Origin of the sequence: Clostridium sp. J1101437_171009_A5 (genome assembly GCF_015547905.1) — a bacterium.
GTDB lineage: Bacteria > Bacillota > Clostridia > Oscillospirales > Oscillospiraceae > Pseudoflavonifractor_A > Pseudoflavonifractor_A gallinarum.
Map to the genome: position 1 here is coordinate 48,454 of NZ_JADMVY010000002.1, position 16,199 is coordinate 64,652.

At 51.3% G+C, this 16,199-nt stretch carries 17 protein-coding genes and 1 pseudogene; 12 read left to right on the plus strand and 6 right to left on the minus strand.

Going from position 1 to position 16,199, the window contains the following annotated elements; translation table 11 throughout:
• Positions 1-28 precede the first annotated feature (28 nt).
• Genes I2C21_RS03725 through I2C21_RS03745 form a run of 5 tightly spaced genes read right to left on the minus strand, consistent with a single transcriptional unit; the run spans position 29 to position 3,430 of the window.
• Positions 29-289, minus strand: coding sequence for a DUF6809 family protein (locus I2C21_RS03725; protein WP_195278529.1), 261 nt, complete (start codon positions 287-289; stop codon positions 29-31).
• Positions 286-660, minus strand: coding sequence for a DUF3846 domain-containing protein (locus I2C21_RS03730; protein WP_195278530.1), 375 nt, complete (start codon positions 658-660; stop codon positions 286-288). The genes I2C21_RS03725 and I2C21_RS03730 overlap by 4 nt, the downstream gene beginning before the upstream one ends.
• Positions 647-1,576, minus strand: coding sequence for a class II glutamine amidotransferase (locus I2C21_RS03735; RefSeq protein ID WP_195278531.1), 930 nt, complete (start codon positions 1,574-1,576; stop codon positions 647-649). Before I2C21_RS03735 ends, I2C21_RS03730 begins: the two co-directional genes overlap by 14 nt.
• Positions 1,576-2,700, minus strand: a complete 1,125-nt coding sequence (locus I2C21_RS03740) for an amidoligase family protein (protein ID WP_195278532.1) — start codon at positions 2,698-2,700, stop codon at positions 1,576-1,578. The genes I2C21_RS03735 and I2C21_RS03740 overlap by 1 nt, the downstream gene beginning before the upstream one ends.
• Before the next feature lie 22 nt (positions 2,701-2,722).
• Entirely contained in the window at positions 2,723-3,430 is a 708-nt protein-coding gene (locus I2C21_RS03745; protein WP_195278533.1) for a hypothetical protein, read from the minus strand.
• A gap of 704 nt (positions 3,431-4,134) precedes the next feature.
• Here I2C21_RS03745 and I2C21_RS03750 point away from each other — a divergent pair.
• Positions 4,135-4,584 carry a hypothetical protein gene (locus I2C21_RS03750; RefSeq protein WP_195278534.1) on the plus strand — a complete coding sequence of 150 codons (450 nt, stop codon included), beginning with the start codon at positions 4,135-4,137 and terminating at the stop codon, positions 4,582-4,584.
• Positions 4,585-4,675: 91 nt separating this feature from the next.
• Here the strand turns inward: I2C21_RS03750 and I2C21_RS03755 are convergent, their stop codons facing one another.
• A complete protein-coding gene (locus I2C21_RS03755) occupies positions 4,676-4,864 on the minus strand; it encodes a DUF1697 domain-containing protein (RefSeq protein ID WP_195278535.1) in 189 nt (62 codons plus the stop codon).
• Positions 4,865-5,285: 421 nt separating this feature from the next.
• Between I2C21_RS03755 and I2C21_RS03760 the strand changes: the two genes are divergently transcribed.
• The 11 genes and pseudogenes from I2C21_RS03760 (at position 5,286) to I2C21_RS03800 (ending at position 16,176) form a co-directional block, all read left to right on the plus strand.
• Positions 5,286-6,386 carry an ATP-binding cassette domain-containing protein gene (locus I2C21_RS03760; protein WP_195278536.1) on the plus strand — a complete coding sequence of 367 codons (1,101 nt, stop codon included), beginning with the start codon at positions 5,286-5,288 and terminating at the stop codon, positions 6,384-6,386.
• Positions 6,387-6,422: 36 nt separating this feature from the next.
• Positions 6,423-6,905 carry an ATP-binding cassette domain-containing protein gene (locus tag I2C21_RS03765; protein WP_195278537.1) on the plus strand — a complete coding sequence of 161 codons (483 nt, stop codon included), beginning with the start codon at positions 6,423-6,425 and terminating at the stop codon, positions 6,903-6,905.
• Positions 6,906-7,023: 118 nt separating this feature from the next.
• Positions 7,024-7,491, plus strand: a complete 468-nt coding sequence (locus I2C21_RS03770) for a DUF7000 family protein (protein WP_195278538.1) — start codon at positions 7,024-7,026, stop codon at positions 7,489-7,491.
• 366 nt (positions 7,492-7,857) lie between these two features.
• Positions 7,858-8,073 (plus strand): helix-turn-helix domain-containing protein, encoded by a 216-nt coding sequence (locus tag I2C21_RS03775; protein ID WP_195278539.1) that lies wholly within the window; start codon positions 7,858-7,860, stop codon positions 8,071-8,073.
• A pseudogene (locus I2C21_RS17755) lies at positions 8,066-9,217 on the plus strand (class I SAM-dependent DNA methyltransferase); the annotation flags it as partial. The gene I2C21_RS03775 and the pseudogene I2C21_RS17755, both read left to right, overlap by 8 nt.
• A gap of 246 nt (positions 9,218-9,463) precedes the next feature.
• A complete protein-coding gene (locus I2C21_RS17760; protein WP_353654782.1) occupies positions 9,464-9,934 on the plus strand; it encodes an N-6 DNA methylase in 471 nt (156 codons plus the stop codon).
• On the plus strand, positions 9,931-10,131 hold the full coding sequence (locus I2C21_RS17425; protein WP_207730579.1) for a restriction endonuclease subunit S domain-containing protein: 201 nt from the start codon (positions 9,931-9,933) through the stop codon (positions 10,129-10,131). The genes I2C21_RS17760 and I2C21_RS17425 overlap by 4 nt, the downstream gene beginning before the upstream one ends.
• Before the next feature lie 64 nt (positions 10,132-10,195).
• Positions 10,196-11,131: a restriction endonuclease subunit S gene (locus I2C21_RS03785; protein ID WP_207730580.1), complete on the plus strand. Its 936-nt coding sequence runs from the start codon at positions 10,196-10,198 to the stop codon at positions 11,129-11,131.
• A gap of 3 nt (positions 11,132-11,134) precedes the next feature.
• The gene (locus tag I2C21_RS03790) at positions 11,135-11,965 is read left to right on the plus strand and encodes an AbiJ-NTD4 domain-containing protein (protein ID WP_195278540.1); all 831 of its coding nucleotides are present in this window, start codon (positions 11,135-11,137) and stop codon (positions 11,963-11,965) included.
• A gap of 63 nt (positions 11,966-12,028) precedes the next feature.
• Positions 12,029-12,976, plus strand: coding sequence for an FRG domain-containing protein (locus I2C21_RS03795; protein ID WP_195278541.1), 948 nt, complete (start codon positions 12,029-12,031; stop codon positions 12,974-12,976).
• A 62-nt stretch (positions 12,977-13,038) separates the two neighbouring features.
• Positions 13,039-16,176 carry a type I restriction endonuclease subunit R gene (locus I2C21_RS03800; RefSeq protein WP_195278542.1) on the plus strand — a complete coding sequence of 1,046 codons (3,138 nt, stop codon included), beginning with the start codon at positions 13,039-13,041 and terminating at the stop codon, positions 16,174-16,176.
• Positions 16,177-16,199: the final 23 nt, after the last annotated feature.

Below are 16,199 nucleotides of genomic sequence, written 5' to 3' on the forward strand. Positions count from 1 at the left end.
TCTTTTCGACCGGTATGAATGGATTGTACTATTTTCCAGACCGGTCTGTATGGTACAACGATATCTCCAGCATCAGTAGCGCGGCTTGACAGAAACCATCCCGAAAAGCACCCTCCATCACAGCTTGTTCCCGCCGGATATAGGAATCCGTAAGTTTTTCAAGGCAAATGCGCATATCTGCATTAAGACAGAGGGAGAGAATTTTGGTGGCCTGTATGATTTCCTCGGTGGCAGCGCTGTATTCCGGCTCTCCAAAGCGTCTTTCCGAGTTCAGCAGACGTTCGATCATAGCTCTCGCTCCTTTGCAAGAAAGAGTTCCAGGGGGCGGAACCGGGCAGCATACCGCTCAAGCTGCTCCTCGTTGAGGCTTTCAAAGGAGTCGCTGTCCGGCGGGGCGGCACAGAGGAAGAAAGTACCGCACACAATGTCATACAGTACCCCGTTCTCATCCCGCAGCGCCCGGTTGGGCGGCAGCCCCAGGAGCTTGCCCTCATCATGGCAGATGAGGGCCACCGGTTCGTCAAAGGGGTAGATGGCCTGGATGGTCCCGCCCACCAGTTTCTGCATTTCCTCCAGGGTGTCGGGGAGTTCCCGGGAGTAGGGAGCGCGCAGGGGCTCCACCACCAGGACCCGGAGCGTGGGTGTCTTACAGTTCTCCATGGTAGAATACCTCCTCGATCTCTTCCGGCGTGAAGCCGTCCGTCAGAAATTCCTCTACATCCTCCGGGGTATAGCCAAAGACGGAGGCGAGGTGTTTCAAATCTTCCACGTAAGCGTTTTGCCGGCTCGGACGGCGCGTGCGGGCCGGGCTGTGCCAATACCGGGAGGGACCACCCCACAGGGAGAAGAGAGGCTCCGGCATCTGGAAGGAATCCAGCCGGAGGGAGCCGTCCGGAGTAATATGCAGGATCTCGCCGGCAGAGAGGGGGACCTCCACCGCCCGTTCCCGCCGCAGCCAGGTGCCCCGCAGGCCCTGTTCCAGGATGGGCTTGGTGGATGCGTAGAGAAAGAGCCCCAGGTGCGGATAGTGATACAGGCACATGGGATTGTCCCCCTTCACCAGATAGAGGTTGTCCCGCTGGTCCAGGACCGTAAACGTAAAAGAGCCCTCCACCGTCTCAGCCATGCAGCGCAGGCTGTCCGGTGTGAGGGCTTTTTGCTGCTCGATGAGCTGGACCGCCACATAGCTGTCGGTCTCGATCTCGGTGGCGGGGAGGTGTCTGGCCGTTCGGAGCGTCTTGTCGTTGCAGAGGACGCCGTTGTGGGCCAGCGCGAAGCGGTTCCCGGGGACATGGCCGGGGAAGGGGTGGTTGTTCCGGTTATAGAGGGCGTTGCCCTGGGTGGTCATCCGGGTGTGCCCCAGAATGACGTGGGCGTCTCTGGGAATGGAGAGGGGGAGCTGACGGGCGGGAACCGGGCGCTTGTAGATGCGGAGTTTTCCGCCGGAGTTGTAGGCAATGCCAGTGGCATCGGTGCCCCGGGCCTCACAGGCGGCGGCCAGCGGTTCCAGTAACCGGGTCTTCTGACGGGCAGAGAGACGGTGGGCGTAGTCGATCAATCCAAAGAGGCAGCACATCAGGCGTCCACCTCGCTCTCTACCGGCTCATTGACGTAGAGCCGCCGTTCCTTCAGGTACTGCACCAGCTGGGGGAACTGGGAGGAGTGGATGCCGGAGACAAAGGTGGTCCAGGCCATGGTCCGCAGCTCGTCATCCGAGAGACAGAGGGCGGCATCACAGATCCGGTCCAGCAGCTGGAGGGTGGCCAGGATGGTGTTGACCTTGAGGGTGCCCCGGAACATCCGGAACTCCACGGTGCTGCGGTTCTGGAGGTTGACGCAGGTATAGCGTCCGCCGTGGTAGCCCTTTTTGGCATAATCCAGGATCTCCATGGGCTGTTCCTTGTAGCCGTACCGGGCGGCCCAGCGCTCCAGCTGCCTGGGGGTACGGCGGCTGAACTTGAGGAGCTCTTCCCAGTGCTTCTCGAAGAAGTAGAGGACCCGGGCGATCGCGGCGTCCTGCTGCTGCTCCGTAATGCCGAAGGCCATGCGGTTCACATGGACATGGAGGCCGCAGCTGCCGGCCCGATGGCTGAGATAGCCCAGGTCAATGGCTTTCCGGCAGAGTTCTTCCCAGGGTACTTTATGGAGCTGGTAATCTAGGGTCATGGGGTGGGTCACCAGCTCCAGACCGTCGTCCAGAGAGCCGTCGTGCTTGATGTAGAGGAGCTCCTCCTCGGCGTTGGCGATCCGGAGAAGGGTACGGGCATTGTCCCGGTCCTCACCGCCGCCGTCGATCTCCAGCTCCACGCCAAAAAACCGGGGCCCATCTCCATAGAAGATAGGCTCCGGTTTGTAGTAGTAATCGTGGATGGGCTTGTCCCGGAAGAGGGTCTGGAAGCAGTCGGGACAGTAGGGACGGTCGCTGTACTCGTCGATCTCCTCATAGCAGGCTGCGTGGACCCGGATGAGCTCCCCGCAGCGGCAGCAGCTGGTGAAGTGTTCATCGTAGCAATCCTGGCACAGAGGGGTATCCCGGGTACCCGAATTATCGTCTGTCCAAAGACGCTCCCCACACTCGTGGCAGCAGACGGTATTGTTGTCCAGACAGCTCTCACACAGATCTTGGCCGTCGAATTCGGTATGTTCACCCCATGGCCGCTCGCGACCGCAAATATCACAGACAAAGGTGCGTTCTAACATGGCTATCATCCTTTCTGATTTACTAGTTGGACTCCCGTTCCAGAAGTTCACGCAGGATGTGGAGTTTGGCTTGTACTGGGGCAGTGATGTGCTCGCTGATGCTCAGGGCCGCCCGGGCATCGAAGGCGTTTTGGAATATGCTCAGCTGGTGAGTGGTATCTTCCTCCAGGCACTGGATAGCGGACAGAAGGTCATAGCCGTGGCGGGTGAAGACCTTGGCCACCAGCTTTATCAGCCCCTCCTCCGACTCTGAAGGGTCATACTGCACATAGTCGATCTGCTGATAATAGCGAGCCAACTCCGGAAGTGGGTGGGCTGTTGTCAGTTCACTGTTGTCCTGTTCCAAGTCCCGAAACACCGGGACGGGGGAGAGCAGTGCACCGATGCGGTTAACCACCGCGGCAGTCTCCTGGGTACGGCAGTGGCCCAACACCTCCCGCAGTTCCGACAGGTGACCGCTCAGCGCGGCTTGGAAGCGGAGTAAGAAGCTGTCCGGCGAGCAGGGGTCTGTATAGCGCCGGAATTTTTCTTCCGCCTGACGGTACAGGGCATCCATGCACTTCTCGGCATCGCATACGGCTGACAGGTGGAAGGGGAGACCCTCCTCCCAGATCCAGGGCAGGCGCTGCCAGCTGTCATAATCTAGGAATACATGGGGATACAACCCCCCAGAGTTACAGTGAGCCAGACTGTTCACCAGGGCCTGTACGTTTGCAAATCGTTTGTCCATGAACACCTCCAGGTATGACAAAAGCCCCAGGGGTTTCCCTGGGGCTCAGCTGTTGTTCTCCAGACGCTCTGCCCGATAGGCCAGCATGTCCGACGCCAGCAGGGCGGTCTAGCTTCCACTGTCCGTAGTTTCTTACCTGGCTCCACAAGCAATAAATTCATACGCATTTCCTCCAGAAATAAGAATAGCATACCGATACAGCTGAGCCACACCAGTGTGCTTCGTAGTTATAATTTATATTTGATTTCCGGCGGAAAACGGATTGTACTTACCTGAATCTAACCGACGGTTTTACTTTTTTCGCAATCTCCCGCTGTTTCTCAAGTTAAAATGTTTGAGATCAGACTTACCATGAAGCCAGCGGAGCATCTGACACTTTCTATGAAATTCTTCCGTCTATGCGTCTTCTGTGGCGTTATCCACCCCAATCTACTTAAACGTCTCTCCTGTTTCCATTTACTTCAGGTAGTGCAAACAGAATATAAATACCGCATGTTGCATACGGCTTTTCTAAATTGAATGTATAGAAGTCACCGTTTGGACCGCGATACAAGTTGCTTGCCTTTCCGTCGATTTTTACGCAATCGTCAACTAGCAAGTCATACGGAAAATTTTGAGCCATCCTACGTACGGAGAATCCTCTAGATATCAGCATTTCCTCGGCTGATGACTCTTGCGATTTCCCGAAATATCTCCGCCGGGCCATGTACGACCCGGACGCCAAAAATGCCACGCCCCAGGAGATCGCAGAGGCTGCCGTCACCGGAGCGATTGCGGCCGGTGTTCTGGAAGGCGGGATCGAACTTCCGACGGCGGTCGGCAATACCGTGTCCAGAGTCAGAACTGTGCGCAATTCCGTCGGCACGAATCAGGATATCGTGGCCCGCGTTTATGATGAAAAAGCAGGCGACGGTAACACGCTATACTACTTTATTCCAGAAAAAATTATCACTACAAAAAAAGTAGATGCAGGCCTCCCTACGGGCACGCTGCACGAACGTACCATGATTCAGGAGGCTGCACCTACTTCTTATATCTATTATCCCACAGAACCAGTCGTATGGCAACCAGTGGCAGGCCATGAAGGAGGCCATGGGAGGAGAGACGGCAGGGCTTTCCACGTCCGATATCCCGACGCAGAGCGGGATAAATAAAAACGACAGCACAACATCCACAGCTGGCCGTCGCGCGACCCTGGAAAACCGCTGCCGCAGTTGTGACGCCAAAATGTGTGAAAATTAATTCCTACATTTGAGCCTGGAGCGGTTCCGGCTGCAAACCATCCGCGGCAGAAAATAAGATATTCCCGCTGTTTATGTATGTGTGCACATGGGAATATCCAACATCGGAAAGGATCCCTTTCAACTGCTTCATAGGCACTCGGTTTTTCCCTCCTACGTTAACTCCACACAGCAGCGCAAGATAGGTCTGCATTTCAAAGCTCTCCTTCTTGTATGATTTTGTATGGTTAAGGAAAAGATATCCGCCAAAGCGGCTGCCGCATCGGGCAGGAATGTCTGCTTATTATAAGAGAAATGCATCTGCGGTTGTATAACCCCTACATTCTGCCCACAAAACACTTGCCAAAGATCAGCGGCTATGCTATGCTGAAACGGAAAAAGGAAGAAAAGGAAAGGTGCGGCCGAAATGCGCATTCGCTGAGGATTTCACACAAACAGGATTCTGAAATGCAGAGGGGGTCTTGGACCCTTTGTTTGTGCTGGAACCGGGCGGATATGGCTGGGCCTTTCCATGTTAGGAAATAGCCTGGAACTATGCGGGATCGTGTGCTTCCAGGCTTTTTTGCGTCCAAACCGCCCTCCGGCGCCTTCTGCAAGGCTAAGGGGGTATTTTTATGTCTAAAATTTTATTATCTGCAGATCATATTGTCCAGTCTTTCGGCCAACGAAAAATCCTGGAATTTGAAAAACTAAAAGTATATGAGGGGGACCATATCGGGATTGTGGGGGGCAACGGTGTGGGGAAAACCACCCTACTGAATATCCTGTCTGGGGAACTGCCCCCGGACGAAGGAACGGTGACCCGAGAGGTGCCGGTGAGCTATTTCAAGCAGTTTCGGCAGCGGGCGGACCAAGTGGATCCGCAAACATGCCGTAAACTGGGGCTTGCGGGGAAGCTCTCGCGTGAACATTTAAGCGGCGGCGAGATGACCCGCTTGGGTCTGGCGGTCATGAATCCGGGGTCTCTCTTGACCTTTACGGATGAACCGACTGCGAATCTGGATGCGGACGGGGTGGAGCTCTGCTGCCAGATGCTGGAGCAGTGTCCCACCCTATTACTCGTCAGTCATGATCGGGCCGTTTTGAACCGGGTGTGTACCCGCATTCTTGAAATAGCCGATGGACATTTGCATTTTTACACGGGGAACTTTAACGCTTACCGCGAGCAGAGAGAGCAGACCTTCCAGCGGCAGGAATTGGAGTACCAGCAATACCGGACAGAAAAAGCCCGGCTGGAGAAAGCGGCCTGGCAGCGAAGCCAGGCCAGCCAAAGCGTTCGCAAAGCACCCAGCCGTATGGGAAATTCGGAAGCCCGCCTTCATAAACGGGAGGCGGGAGAAAAAAGGGAAAAACTAGACAACGCGCGGAAAGCGATTTTATCTCGCCTTGAACAACTGGATAGGAAAGAGAAAACGCGAGAAGCAGCCCAGGTGCAGATCGATTTTTCTCTCACAGATCCACCGGCCAACCGGGAAATCGTCATAGGAAATCATATTTCCTTCAGTTATGGGAAAAACCGGATTTTTGATGACGCCTCATTTTCCCTGCCCAAAGGGAGTAAAACCGCCTTAATTGGGCCGAACGGGGCAGGGAAAACCACACTCATGGAGCTGATTGGGTCTGGCGCGCCGGGAATCCGCCTGGTTCCTAAGGCAAAAATCGGGTATTTCAAACAGAGCCTGGATACCCTGGATTTCAACAAAACGGTTCTGTAAAATGTCATGGAGACGTCGGTTCAGAGCGAGAACACCATGCGGGGCATCTTGGCAAGGCTTTTGATCCGCCGGGAGGATGTGTTCAAAAAAGCGGGTGTTTTAAGCGGCGGCGAACGAGTCAAGCTGGCTTTTGCCAAGTTATTTGGCTCCCCAGCCAATCTGCTTTTGCTGGATGAACCTACCAACTTCCTGGACATGCCCGCCATCGAGGCTTTGCAGAAAATGGTGGAGGACTATGAGGGGACTGTTCTGTTTGTGTCCCATGATCGGACTTTTTCGGATGGCTGTGCCACCCGCATCCTGCGGATTGAGGATAGAAAGCTGATTCCTTTCGACGGGAACCTCACCGAGTGGGAAAAAAAGCAGGCGGAATCCAAATCGGAAAAGAACATGGATCAAGTTCTCCTGGAACTGCGGCTGACCGATGTGATTTCACGCCTGTCCGCTCCGAACTGCCCTAATAAAGAAGAACTGGAGAAAGAATTTGAACGACTGATTGCCCAAAGGAAGGCGCGATAAATACAACCCGCGAGCAGGCTGTACAGATAAGATCAGTACGAGTGGAAATAGGAGTTCTCCATTCTTGATGGATATGGTATACTCAAAGTCAAAGATACACAAGGAGGGCGGAACCCATATGAACTTTGATCCAGTTCTTTTGGAGACATATCGCACTCTTTTGCGGACTACTAACTTGCAGAAGGCTTATCAGGAGTTTATTCATCTGTTCCGCTTTCTGAGAAATGAACTGGAACGGCAGTTGCCAGACTTCCGTTTTCAGAATAATATTACCGAAAACGCCATGGACTATGCCTACCTTTCCTTTACCAATCCCAACTTGAAAGAGAAGGGGCTAAAACTGGTAGTAGCCTTTGAGCACAAGGACTTTCGATTGGAGGTGTGGCTCTCTGGTTTCAACCGGATTGCTCAATGCCGTTGGTCCGAGTATCTGAGTTCCTGCTCTCCATCCGCAGACCTTTCCAATGACCCCAAGCACACTGACTTTATAGTGCGCCTGCCAGTGGAAACAGATTTATCTTCTGGTGAAAACACGGTTGCTGCGGTCAAAGGGACAGTAGACCAATTGTTAAAACTTCTGCTCTAATGATTTATAGTTGTTTTTGCGCCATTTCGCTTACTCCTTGGCACTCTTTGAAAACGGTGTTTCCGTGTACTCCGAGCGGCACTGTGGCTGAAAATGTGGTCAAAGCAGCATGGCTGGAGGGAACTTGAGGCAATTCACATCCGCACTTCACGGCACGATTTTAGTACAGTGTTATCAAAGATAAAGCATCCCAAATAAAGGAACTGCCCGGCCTGTAAGTGGAACAGGCCGGGCAATTGTTTTGGGAATGATTCGCTCGTTTTGCAAGCGAGGTAATTGTCGCAAGAGTGTGCGACATTTTCTTGTATATGACGACATGTTTTGCTATAATGAAATCAAATTTTTATATCCTGGGAGGATACGCAAATGGCGGTTTCATACAACAGACTTTGGAAATTGTTGATCGACAAAAAGATGAGTAAGGCAAGCCTGCGAAAAGCAGCTGGGATTGCCCCCAACACAATGACAAAACTAAGCCGTGATGAAACAGTTACCCTTGCGGTACTGGAAAAGATCTGCGCTGTGGTCGATGCGGACTTTGGCGACATTATGGAATATATCCCGGAGGAAAAACATGATTAACATTCGTAAATTAGAAGCCGAACTGTGGGAGTCCGCTGATCTGCTGCGTGCAGGCTCTAAACTAACCTCAAATCAGTATTGTATGCCAGTCCTTGGCCTGATCTTTCTGCGTTACGCGTACAGCCGCTTCAAACTGGTAGAGGCTGAGATTTTGAAGGACCGCCCCATGCGCGGCGGACGGGTGCTGCCAGTGGAAGCCAGCGACTTTGCCTCCCGCAGCGCCTTGTTTCTCCCCCGTGAGGCCCAGTATGCCTATCTGGTAACACTACCTGAGAACATTCCTGCCGCCGGGCTGACCAACTGGCGGGGCGAGGTCATGAACAGCCTGGGCGAAGTGGTGAATAACGCTATGGAGCTGGTGGAGCAGCAGAGCGAACAGCTCTCCGGCGTGCTGCCCAAGGACTACACCATGTTCTCCGACGAACTGCTGGCTGAGCTGCTGCGGATCTTCAACAACAGTGCCCTGGACGAGGTGGGCGGCGACATTGTGGGCCGGATTTACGAGTACTTCCTCAATAAATTTGCCAAGAATATCGCTCAGGATGACGGCGTGTTCTTTACCCCTAAGTCCCTGGTCAAGATGATCGTCAATGTGCTGGAGCCCACCCAGGGTATCCTGCTGGACCCGGCCTGCGGCAGCGGTGGTATGTTCGTTCAGACTGGTGACTTTGTAGAGCACGCCGGAATGCGAACCAACAACACCATGACTTTCTATGGGTAGGAAAAGGTGGAGTACAATGCCCAGCTGTGCCTGATGAATCTGGCGGTCCACGGCCTGACCGGTGTGGTGAAGTCGGGCGACGAAGCCAACACCTTCTATCACGACGCCCACAATCTGGCGGGCGAGTGCGACTATGTAATGGCCAATCCCCCTTTTAATGTAGACAAGGTGAAGTCAGAGTCCGCCCAGAGAGCTGGGCGGCTGCCCTTTGGTTTGCCCTCTGTCAACAAGAACAAAGAGGTGGGCAACGCCAACTACCTGTGGATCTCCTACTTCTATACCTACCTGAATGAGCAGGGCCGGGCAGGCTTTGTTATGGCATCCTCCGCCACCGACAGCCAGGGCAAGGATAAGGACATCCGGGAGCAGTTGGTAAAAACCGGCCATGTAGACGTGATGGTCAGTGTGGGCAACAACTTTTTCTATACCAAGAGCCTGCCCTGCTCCCTGTGGTTCTTCGATAAGGGTAAAAAGGAAGAACTGCGGGACAAGGTGCTGTTCATTGATGCCCGGAACTATTACACCGTGGTGGACCGCACCTTGAACGAGTGGAGCGAATGGCAGCTCAAGAACCTGAACGCCATTGTGTGGCTGTATCGGGGTGAGGTGGACAAGTATCAGGCGTTGGTGAAGGAGTATGACCGGGCACTGGTGCACCATGTCACTCTGATGCATGCCAATGAACTGCTGTCTGCTGTCCATGAGAGAAAGAACTTTTCTGAAGTGGTAACCGCTTTTGAGGAGTACCGGAAGCGGCAGCAGGAGCTGGCCAAATTTGATTTGGAAAAGGTCGTTCGGAAAGATAAGAAAAAGACCCAGGCCCTGTGGGATGAAAAACTGGCCGTCATTGACGAAGCCATTGCAACCGCCAAAGAGGCCGTCTGGTTAACGGAGAAATTCGGTGAGGGCGAATATGCCGACATTCCCGGCCTGTGCAAGGTGGCCACATTGGAAGAGATCGAAGCCAAGGGCTATTCCCTCACCCCCGGCGCCTATGTGGGCGTGGCCCCCACCGAGGACGACGGCGTGGATTTCCACCAGCGCATGACCGAGATCCACCAGGAACTGCGCTCTTTGCAGGAGGAATCCAACCGCCTGATGGAGACCATCTTAAAGAACTGGGAGGAGATGGGGCTGTGAGTTGGGAGAAAGTACGACTTGGTGATGTAACAGATTCGTGTTTGGGGAAGATGCTGGATCAGGAGAAAAACAAAGGTGATTACCACCCATATTTAGCAAATGTCAATGTAAGGTGGGGAAGTTTTGATTTAGAAAACTTACCTCAAATGCGATTTGAAGATGACGAGCAAGAACGTTATGGCTTAAAAATATGGTGATCTTATCATTTGTGAAGGTGGAGAACCAGGTAGGTGTGCAATTTGGAAAGACGCTATACCAAATATGAAAATCCAAAAAGCACTGCACCGGGTAAGGGTGCACGACTGCCTTGACTATAGATATTTGTTTTATTGGTTCCTGTGGGCGGGAAAAAGAGGCGCATTGGAGCAATATTTTACTGGTGCTACAATTAAACATATGCCGGGCCAAAAACTCAAAAGTGTGATCATAGATAAGCCTCCTATCGAAACCCAGCGCCGGATTGCAGATATTCTCTCCGCCTATGACGACCTCATCGAGAACAACCGAAAGCAGATCAAGCTTCTGGAAGAAGTGGCCCAGCGGCTGTATAAAGAGTGGTTTGTAGACCTGCGCTTCCCTGGCCATGAGCGCACCAAAATCGTGGACGGCGTGCCAGAGGGGTGGGAGTCGTGTATCCTTGACGATGTCATTGAATTTGATCCTAAAGTTCGTTTGGACAAAGATAGGATAAAGCAATTTGTCCCCATGTCTGCGCTAAGCACTGCATCTATGGTGCTGGACATGAATGAAATCAGTGAAACAACATCAAATTCGGGAAGTAAGTTTCAAAACGGAGATACTCTTCTTGCCAGAATAACGCCTTGCCTGGAAAATGGCAAGACTGCGTTTGTCCATGGACTTGAAACTGATGAAGGTGCCGTAGGCTCAACGGAATATATCGTTATGCGGTCAAAGAAACTGAATCCATATATGGTATATCTCCTTTCAAGAACTAATAGCTTTCGGCAATCTGCGATCAACAGCATGAGCGGTAGTGACGGACGGCAGCAAGTGAAAGCAGATAAGCTAAAAGCGCTTGCGTACCTGCTTCCGCCTGCTAGACTGGTTCATAGATTTGAGAAGATAGTTTTGCCTATGTTTGAAATGGTATTTGCGCTCAATCAACAGATTTTTACGGCCACACAAGCCCGTGACCGTTTGCTGCCCAAACTGATGAGTGGAGAAGTGGAGGTGTAGTAGATGCCATCTTTCTCTGAAAGATATAATCTCAATCCGAACAAACAAATACAACTTGAAGATGTTGACTTACCTTTACTGAATCGGCTATGGAATATCTTTTATGAGCGAGAATATGAGACGGAAATATTTGCATTAGGAGGGGGAGTTGGAGTTACTGAATACCTGTTAGACTCTTTTGGGCTTATCTACGAATACCCACAGTCCTCCTTTAACAGAAACAGCAATATTGAAAAGCTTAGGAACTTTTTAATAGACGCAGAGTGGTACTTGATTTATGATTTTGTCGAGAGATATGTGAGTTACTTTCAAGAAATTAAGGAACGGAAAAAATTAGAGAAAGAAATAAATCAAGTCTTGGAAGAAGAAAAGTCCGGATATCGCATGTTAGATGGGCTCATAACCCCGATAACAAATAAAAGTGAATTGGATTCTTTGAAAGAGTCTATGTCCACCGAGTATATTTCTGTAAACACACATATGGAAAAAGCATTGCAATTATTCTCTCAACGGAAATCCCCTGATTACGAAAACTCTATTAAAGAATCTATTAGCGCGGTTGAAGCTATGTGCTGCATTATTACCGGTGAAACAGGATCACAAGCAACTTTAGGAAAGACAATTAAGAAGTTGAAGGACAAGGGAATACATATCCATTCGGCGATGGAAAGCGCGTTTTCTGCCCTATACGGTTATACATCTGATGAAGATGGCATCAGACATGGAAGTATAGGATTCACGAACGCCCCTGCCGAGGACGCAAAATATATGTTGGTTTCTTGCTCGGCATTTGTAAATTATCTGATTGAAAAATGGTCCAAGGTTAGCGATTAAAATCATTGTTACTTTATGAGAATACATAATCTCAGATGGAGTAAAAAAGGAGTAGACTTAATCTTGAAACCGACCAACCTAAAAGAAGTTTTAACGATTCACGATGCAAAATTTATAAAGCAATACGATTTTTCTTGTGGGAACAAAGCCCCGATTTTTGAAGTGAGCACAATGCACGCACTGAATCAAATTATTGGACATGCAAAATTTAATAACAGAGAATATGGACATGTATTCTATCGAGGTCAATGCGAACTGTATGAAACATTGTTACCCTCGTTAATCCGAAATAATGATCCTAAAAAGGGCCCAACTTCCATTAAAACTGCAACGGGCAGCATTGCCAAACAATTAAAAAGAGTTATCGATGATGATGGACTATCCAATGAATTGCAGATAGGCAACGATGATGATAACATTAAAAAGATAAAAATTGAGGCAATCTTACAACATTATGGCGCCCCAACAAGATTTATCGATTTAGTTGATAATCATTGGATAGCCCTGTGGATGGGATTGTACCACATTGAAAAAATTAAGAATTTACTTACATATTACAGATATGTGGAGCGAACTATTCCATATGCTGATGTAATACCGGTAAAATTGAGGACGATACAGGAGAAAGAAATTTATCAGTATATTTTGTTAGTTGCCTTTCCAAGCGGGGAAACCAAAGCACCTGGCGTATGCGAAACTGACAAGCATATTGTTGTTGATCTTCGCCAAGCGTTGCCGTCAACGTTCCTCCGTCCACACGCCCAACATGCTTTGGTTGCAAAAGTAAAGACAAATCGCATGGATGTAGAAAAGAATTATTATGATTTGGCTCAAAATGTAGTCGGCATCATTAGAATTCGCATCGATAGAGCTCATAATTGGGTTGGAGCAGGTCAATTGTTAACCCCCAACAATCTGTTTCCGCCGGCAGCTTACGACAATGGGTATGATGTATTACTGAGTAGGACAGATTTATTCGATGGCTGTTATTCGATTGCAAGATATATATAAACTTTAGAGTCGGATTATAATGGTGCTCTGCTCAAATATTCCAAAATAGGGAGGGAGAAACTATGAGCTACGACTACTCCGAAAATATCCTCGTCCAGGAGAGCGCCGTGCATCTGCTGGAGCGGGAGCTGGGCTGGGAGGTGGCCTTTGCCTACAACACCGAGCAGCTGGGCAAGGACGGCTCCTTTGGCCGGACAAGCTACCGGGAAATCCTGCTCACCCGGTATTTTCGGCAGGCCCTCCAGCGGCTCAATCCGTGGCTCACCTCTACCCAGTTGGACGAGGCTCAAAAGAAGATGGAGAGCCGCCTCTCCACTGCCTCTCTCATGCAGATCAACGAGGAGAAGTACGCTTTGATTCGGGACAGCATTCCCGTCACGGTGCAGCGCCCCGGCGGCAGGACGGAGGAGAAGATAGCGGAGGTCATTGACTTTCAGAACCCGGAAAACAACGACTTTCTGGCTATCAAGGAGCTGAAGATCCACGGCAATCTCTATCGCCGCCGCACCGATATCGTAGGCTTTGTGAATGGAATTCCCCTACTGTTTGTGGAGCTGAAAAAGAACACAGTGGACGTGCAGGATGCCTATACCAACAACTACACCGACTACCTGGACACCATCCCCCATCTGTTCTACTACAACGCCTTTCTCATCCTTTCCAACGGCCTGGAGGCCAAGGTGGGAACGCTGGGTAGCAAGTACGAGTTCTTCCACGAGTGGAAGCGCCTCAGCGAGCAGGAGGCAGGCAGCGTGGCCCTGGAGACCATGCTGAGGGGTATCTGCAGAAAGGAAAACTTTTTGGATCTGCTGGGGAACTTCATTCTTTACGACCACTCGGGCGGACGCACCGCCAAGATCCTGGCCCGCAATCATCAGTATATGGGTGTCAACGAGGCGGTGAAGGCCTACGAAGCCCGGAAACTGAACAACGGAAAGCTGGGTGTCTTCTGGCACACCCAGGGCAGCGGCAAGAGCTATTCCATGGTGTTTCTGGCCCAGAAAATCCGGTGGAAGTTTTCAGGCTCGCCCACCATTGTCATCCTCACTGACCGGGATGAGCTGAACAAGCAGATCAGTGACACTTTTGAAAACTGCGGTCTGCTGGGCAAGACCAAAGCCAGCCAGTTTATCGCCACCAGCGGCGAGGATCTGGTACAGAAATTGAAGGGCAATCCCAGCTTCATTTTCACCCTTATTCAGAAATTCAACAAGGCAAACCCAGAACCAATCTATCCCGACCACGATATCCTCATCATGTCTGACGAGGCCCACCGCAGCCAATACGGTATCTTTGCCGATAATATGACGGCGCTGCTGCCTACCGCCTCACGGATTGGCTTTACCGGGACGCCGCTGCTGTCCAACGACAACATCACCGAGCGCACCTTCGGCGGCTACATATCGGTGTACGATTTCAAGCGGGCGGTGGAGGACGGCGCAACAGTACCGCTGTATTACGAGAACCGGGGCGACAAAATTGCGAACCTGCATAATCCGGAGATCACCGACCGCATTTTGGACGCCATCGAGCGGGTCGACCTGGATGTAGACCAGCAGGAAAAGCTGGAGCGGGAATTCGCCAAGGAGATCCATCTGCTGACTGCCCAGAAGCGCCTGGAGTCCATTGCAAAGGATTTTGTGGGCCACTACTCCGATCTGTGGACCAGCGGCAAGGCCATGTTCGTCTGCCTGAACAAGGTCACCTGTGTCCGGATGTATGATCTGGCGCAGAAGTACTGGGCGGAGGGGATCGCCAAACTGGAACAGGAGATCAAGCACGCCACCCAGCAGGAGGCCCAGGAGCTGAGCCGCAAACTGGAGTGGATGAAAGAAACCGAGATGGCGGTGGTCATCAGCCAGGAGCAGAACGAGATTCAGACCTTCCAGAAGTGGGGCCTGGACATCAAGACACATCGGCAGAAGATGGAGAAACGGGAGCTGGACAAGGAATTCAAGGACCCGGCCAATCCTCTGCGGGTGGTGTTTGTGTGCGCCATGTGGCTCACCGGCTTTGATGTGAAGTGCCTGTCTTGCCTGTACCTGGACAAGCCCCTCAAGGCCCACACTCTGATGCAGACCATTGCACGGGCCAACCGTGTGGCCGAGGGCAAGAGCAACGGTTTGATTGTGGACTATATCGGTATTGTAAAGGCCCTACGTAAAGCCCTGGCGGACTACACGGCCAATGCGGGCGGCCAGGCAGGCTCCGATCCCACGGTGGACAAAGAAGAACTGATTGCCCGAATTCTGGATACCATCTCGGCAGCAAAAGACTACTTACAGCAGCATGATTTCCGCTTGCAGGATCTGGTTGACGGAAAGGATTTTGAAAAACTGGCGCTCCTCCAGGAGGCAGGCAATGCAGTGAGCGGTACCTTGGAGGAACGAAAGCAGTTCCAGACCTATGCCACCGAGTTGGTGCGCCTGATGAAGTATGCTGACCGCCAGGATATTTCTGTGGCAGCCAGGAAGGAATATGAAGCCATCGTGGCCATCTTCCACGAGCTGCAGAAAAAGCGCAAGAGTGCCAGCAATGTGGATCTGATGGTGGAAATCAACAGCATTATCAGCGAATATGTGCAGGTGGATGTACCCGGAGAGGAAATTGTCCCCTCCCGCCAGTTTGACATCAGCAAAATTGATTTCGATTTGCTCCGGAGAGAGTTTGCCAGGGCAAAAAAGAAAAATCTGATTCTCAAAGACCTGGATGACCTTATTCAGCAGCGCCTGAATGACCTGTTGTTTTCCAATCCCCAGTGCATCAATTACTACGAACGGTACCAGCAAATCATCGAGGACTACAACAGCGAGCAGAATCGGGCCACCATCGAAAAAACATTTATGGATCTGATGGATCTGGCCAACAGCATGGACCAAGAGGAGCAGCGGTATGTCCGGGAGGGATTCTCCAGCGACGAGGAACTCTCTCTCTATGATTTGCTGTTTTCTGAAAATCTTTCCAAACAGGATATTCAGAAGATCAAGCAGGTGGCAGTCGATCTTCTGGCAAAAGTGAAGGCAAAAATCGCCGAGCTGGATCACTGGACGGACAAGCAGGAAACAAAAGCTGCGGTGGACAATCTCATTCGGGATACCTTGTGGGCGGAATTGCCGGAGTGCTACGATGAGGTCAGTATTTCTGGATACCGCCAAAGAATCTATGAATATGTGTATACTCGTTATCCTGATGTTGCGTAATGCATAAGGATAAAACGCAGGAG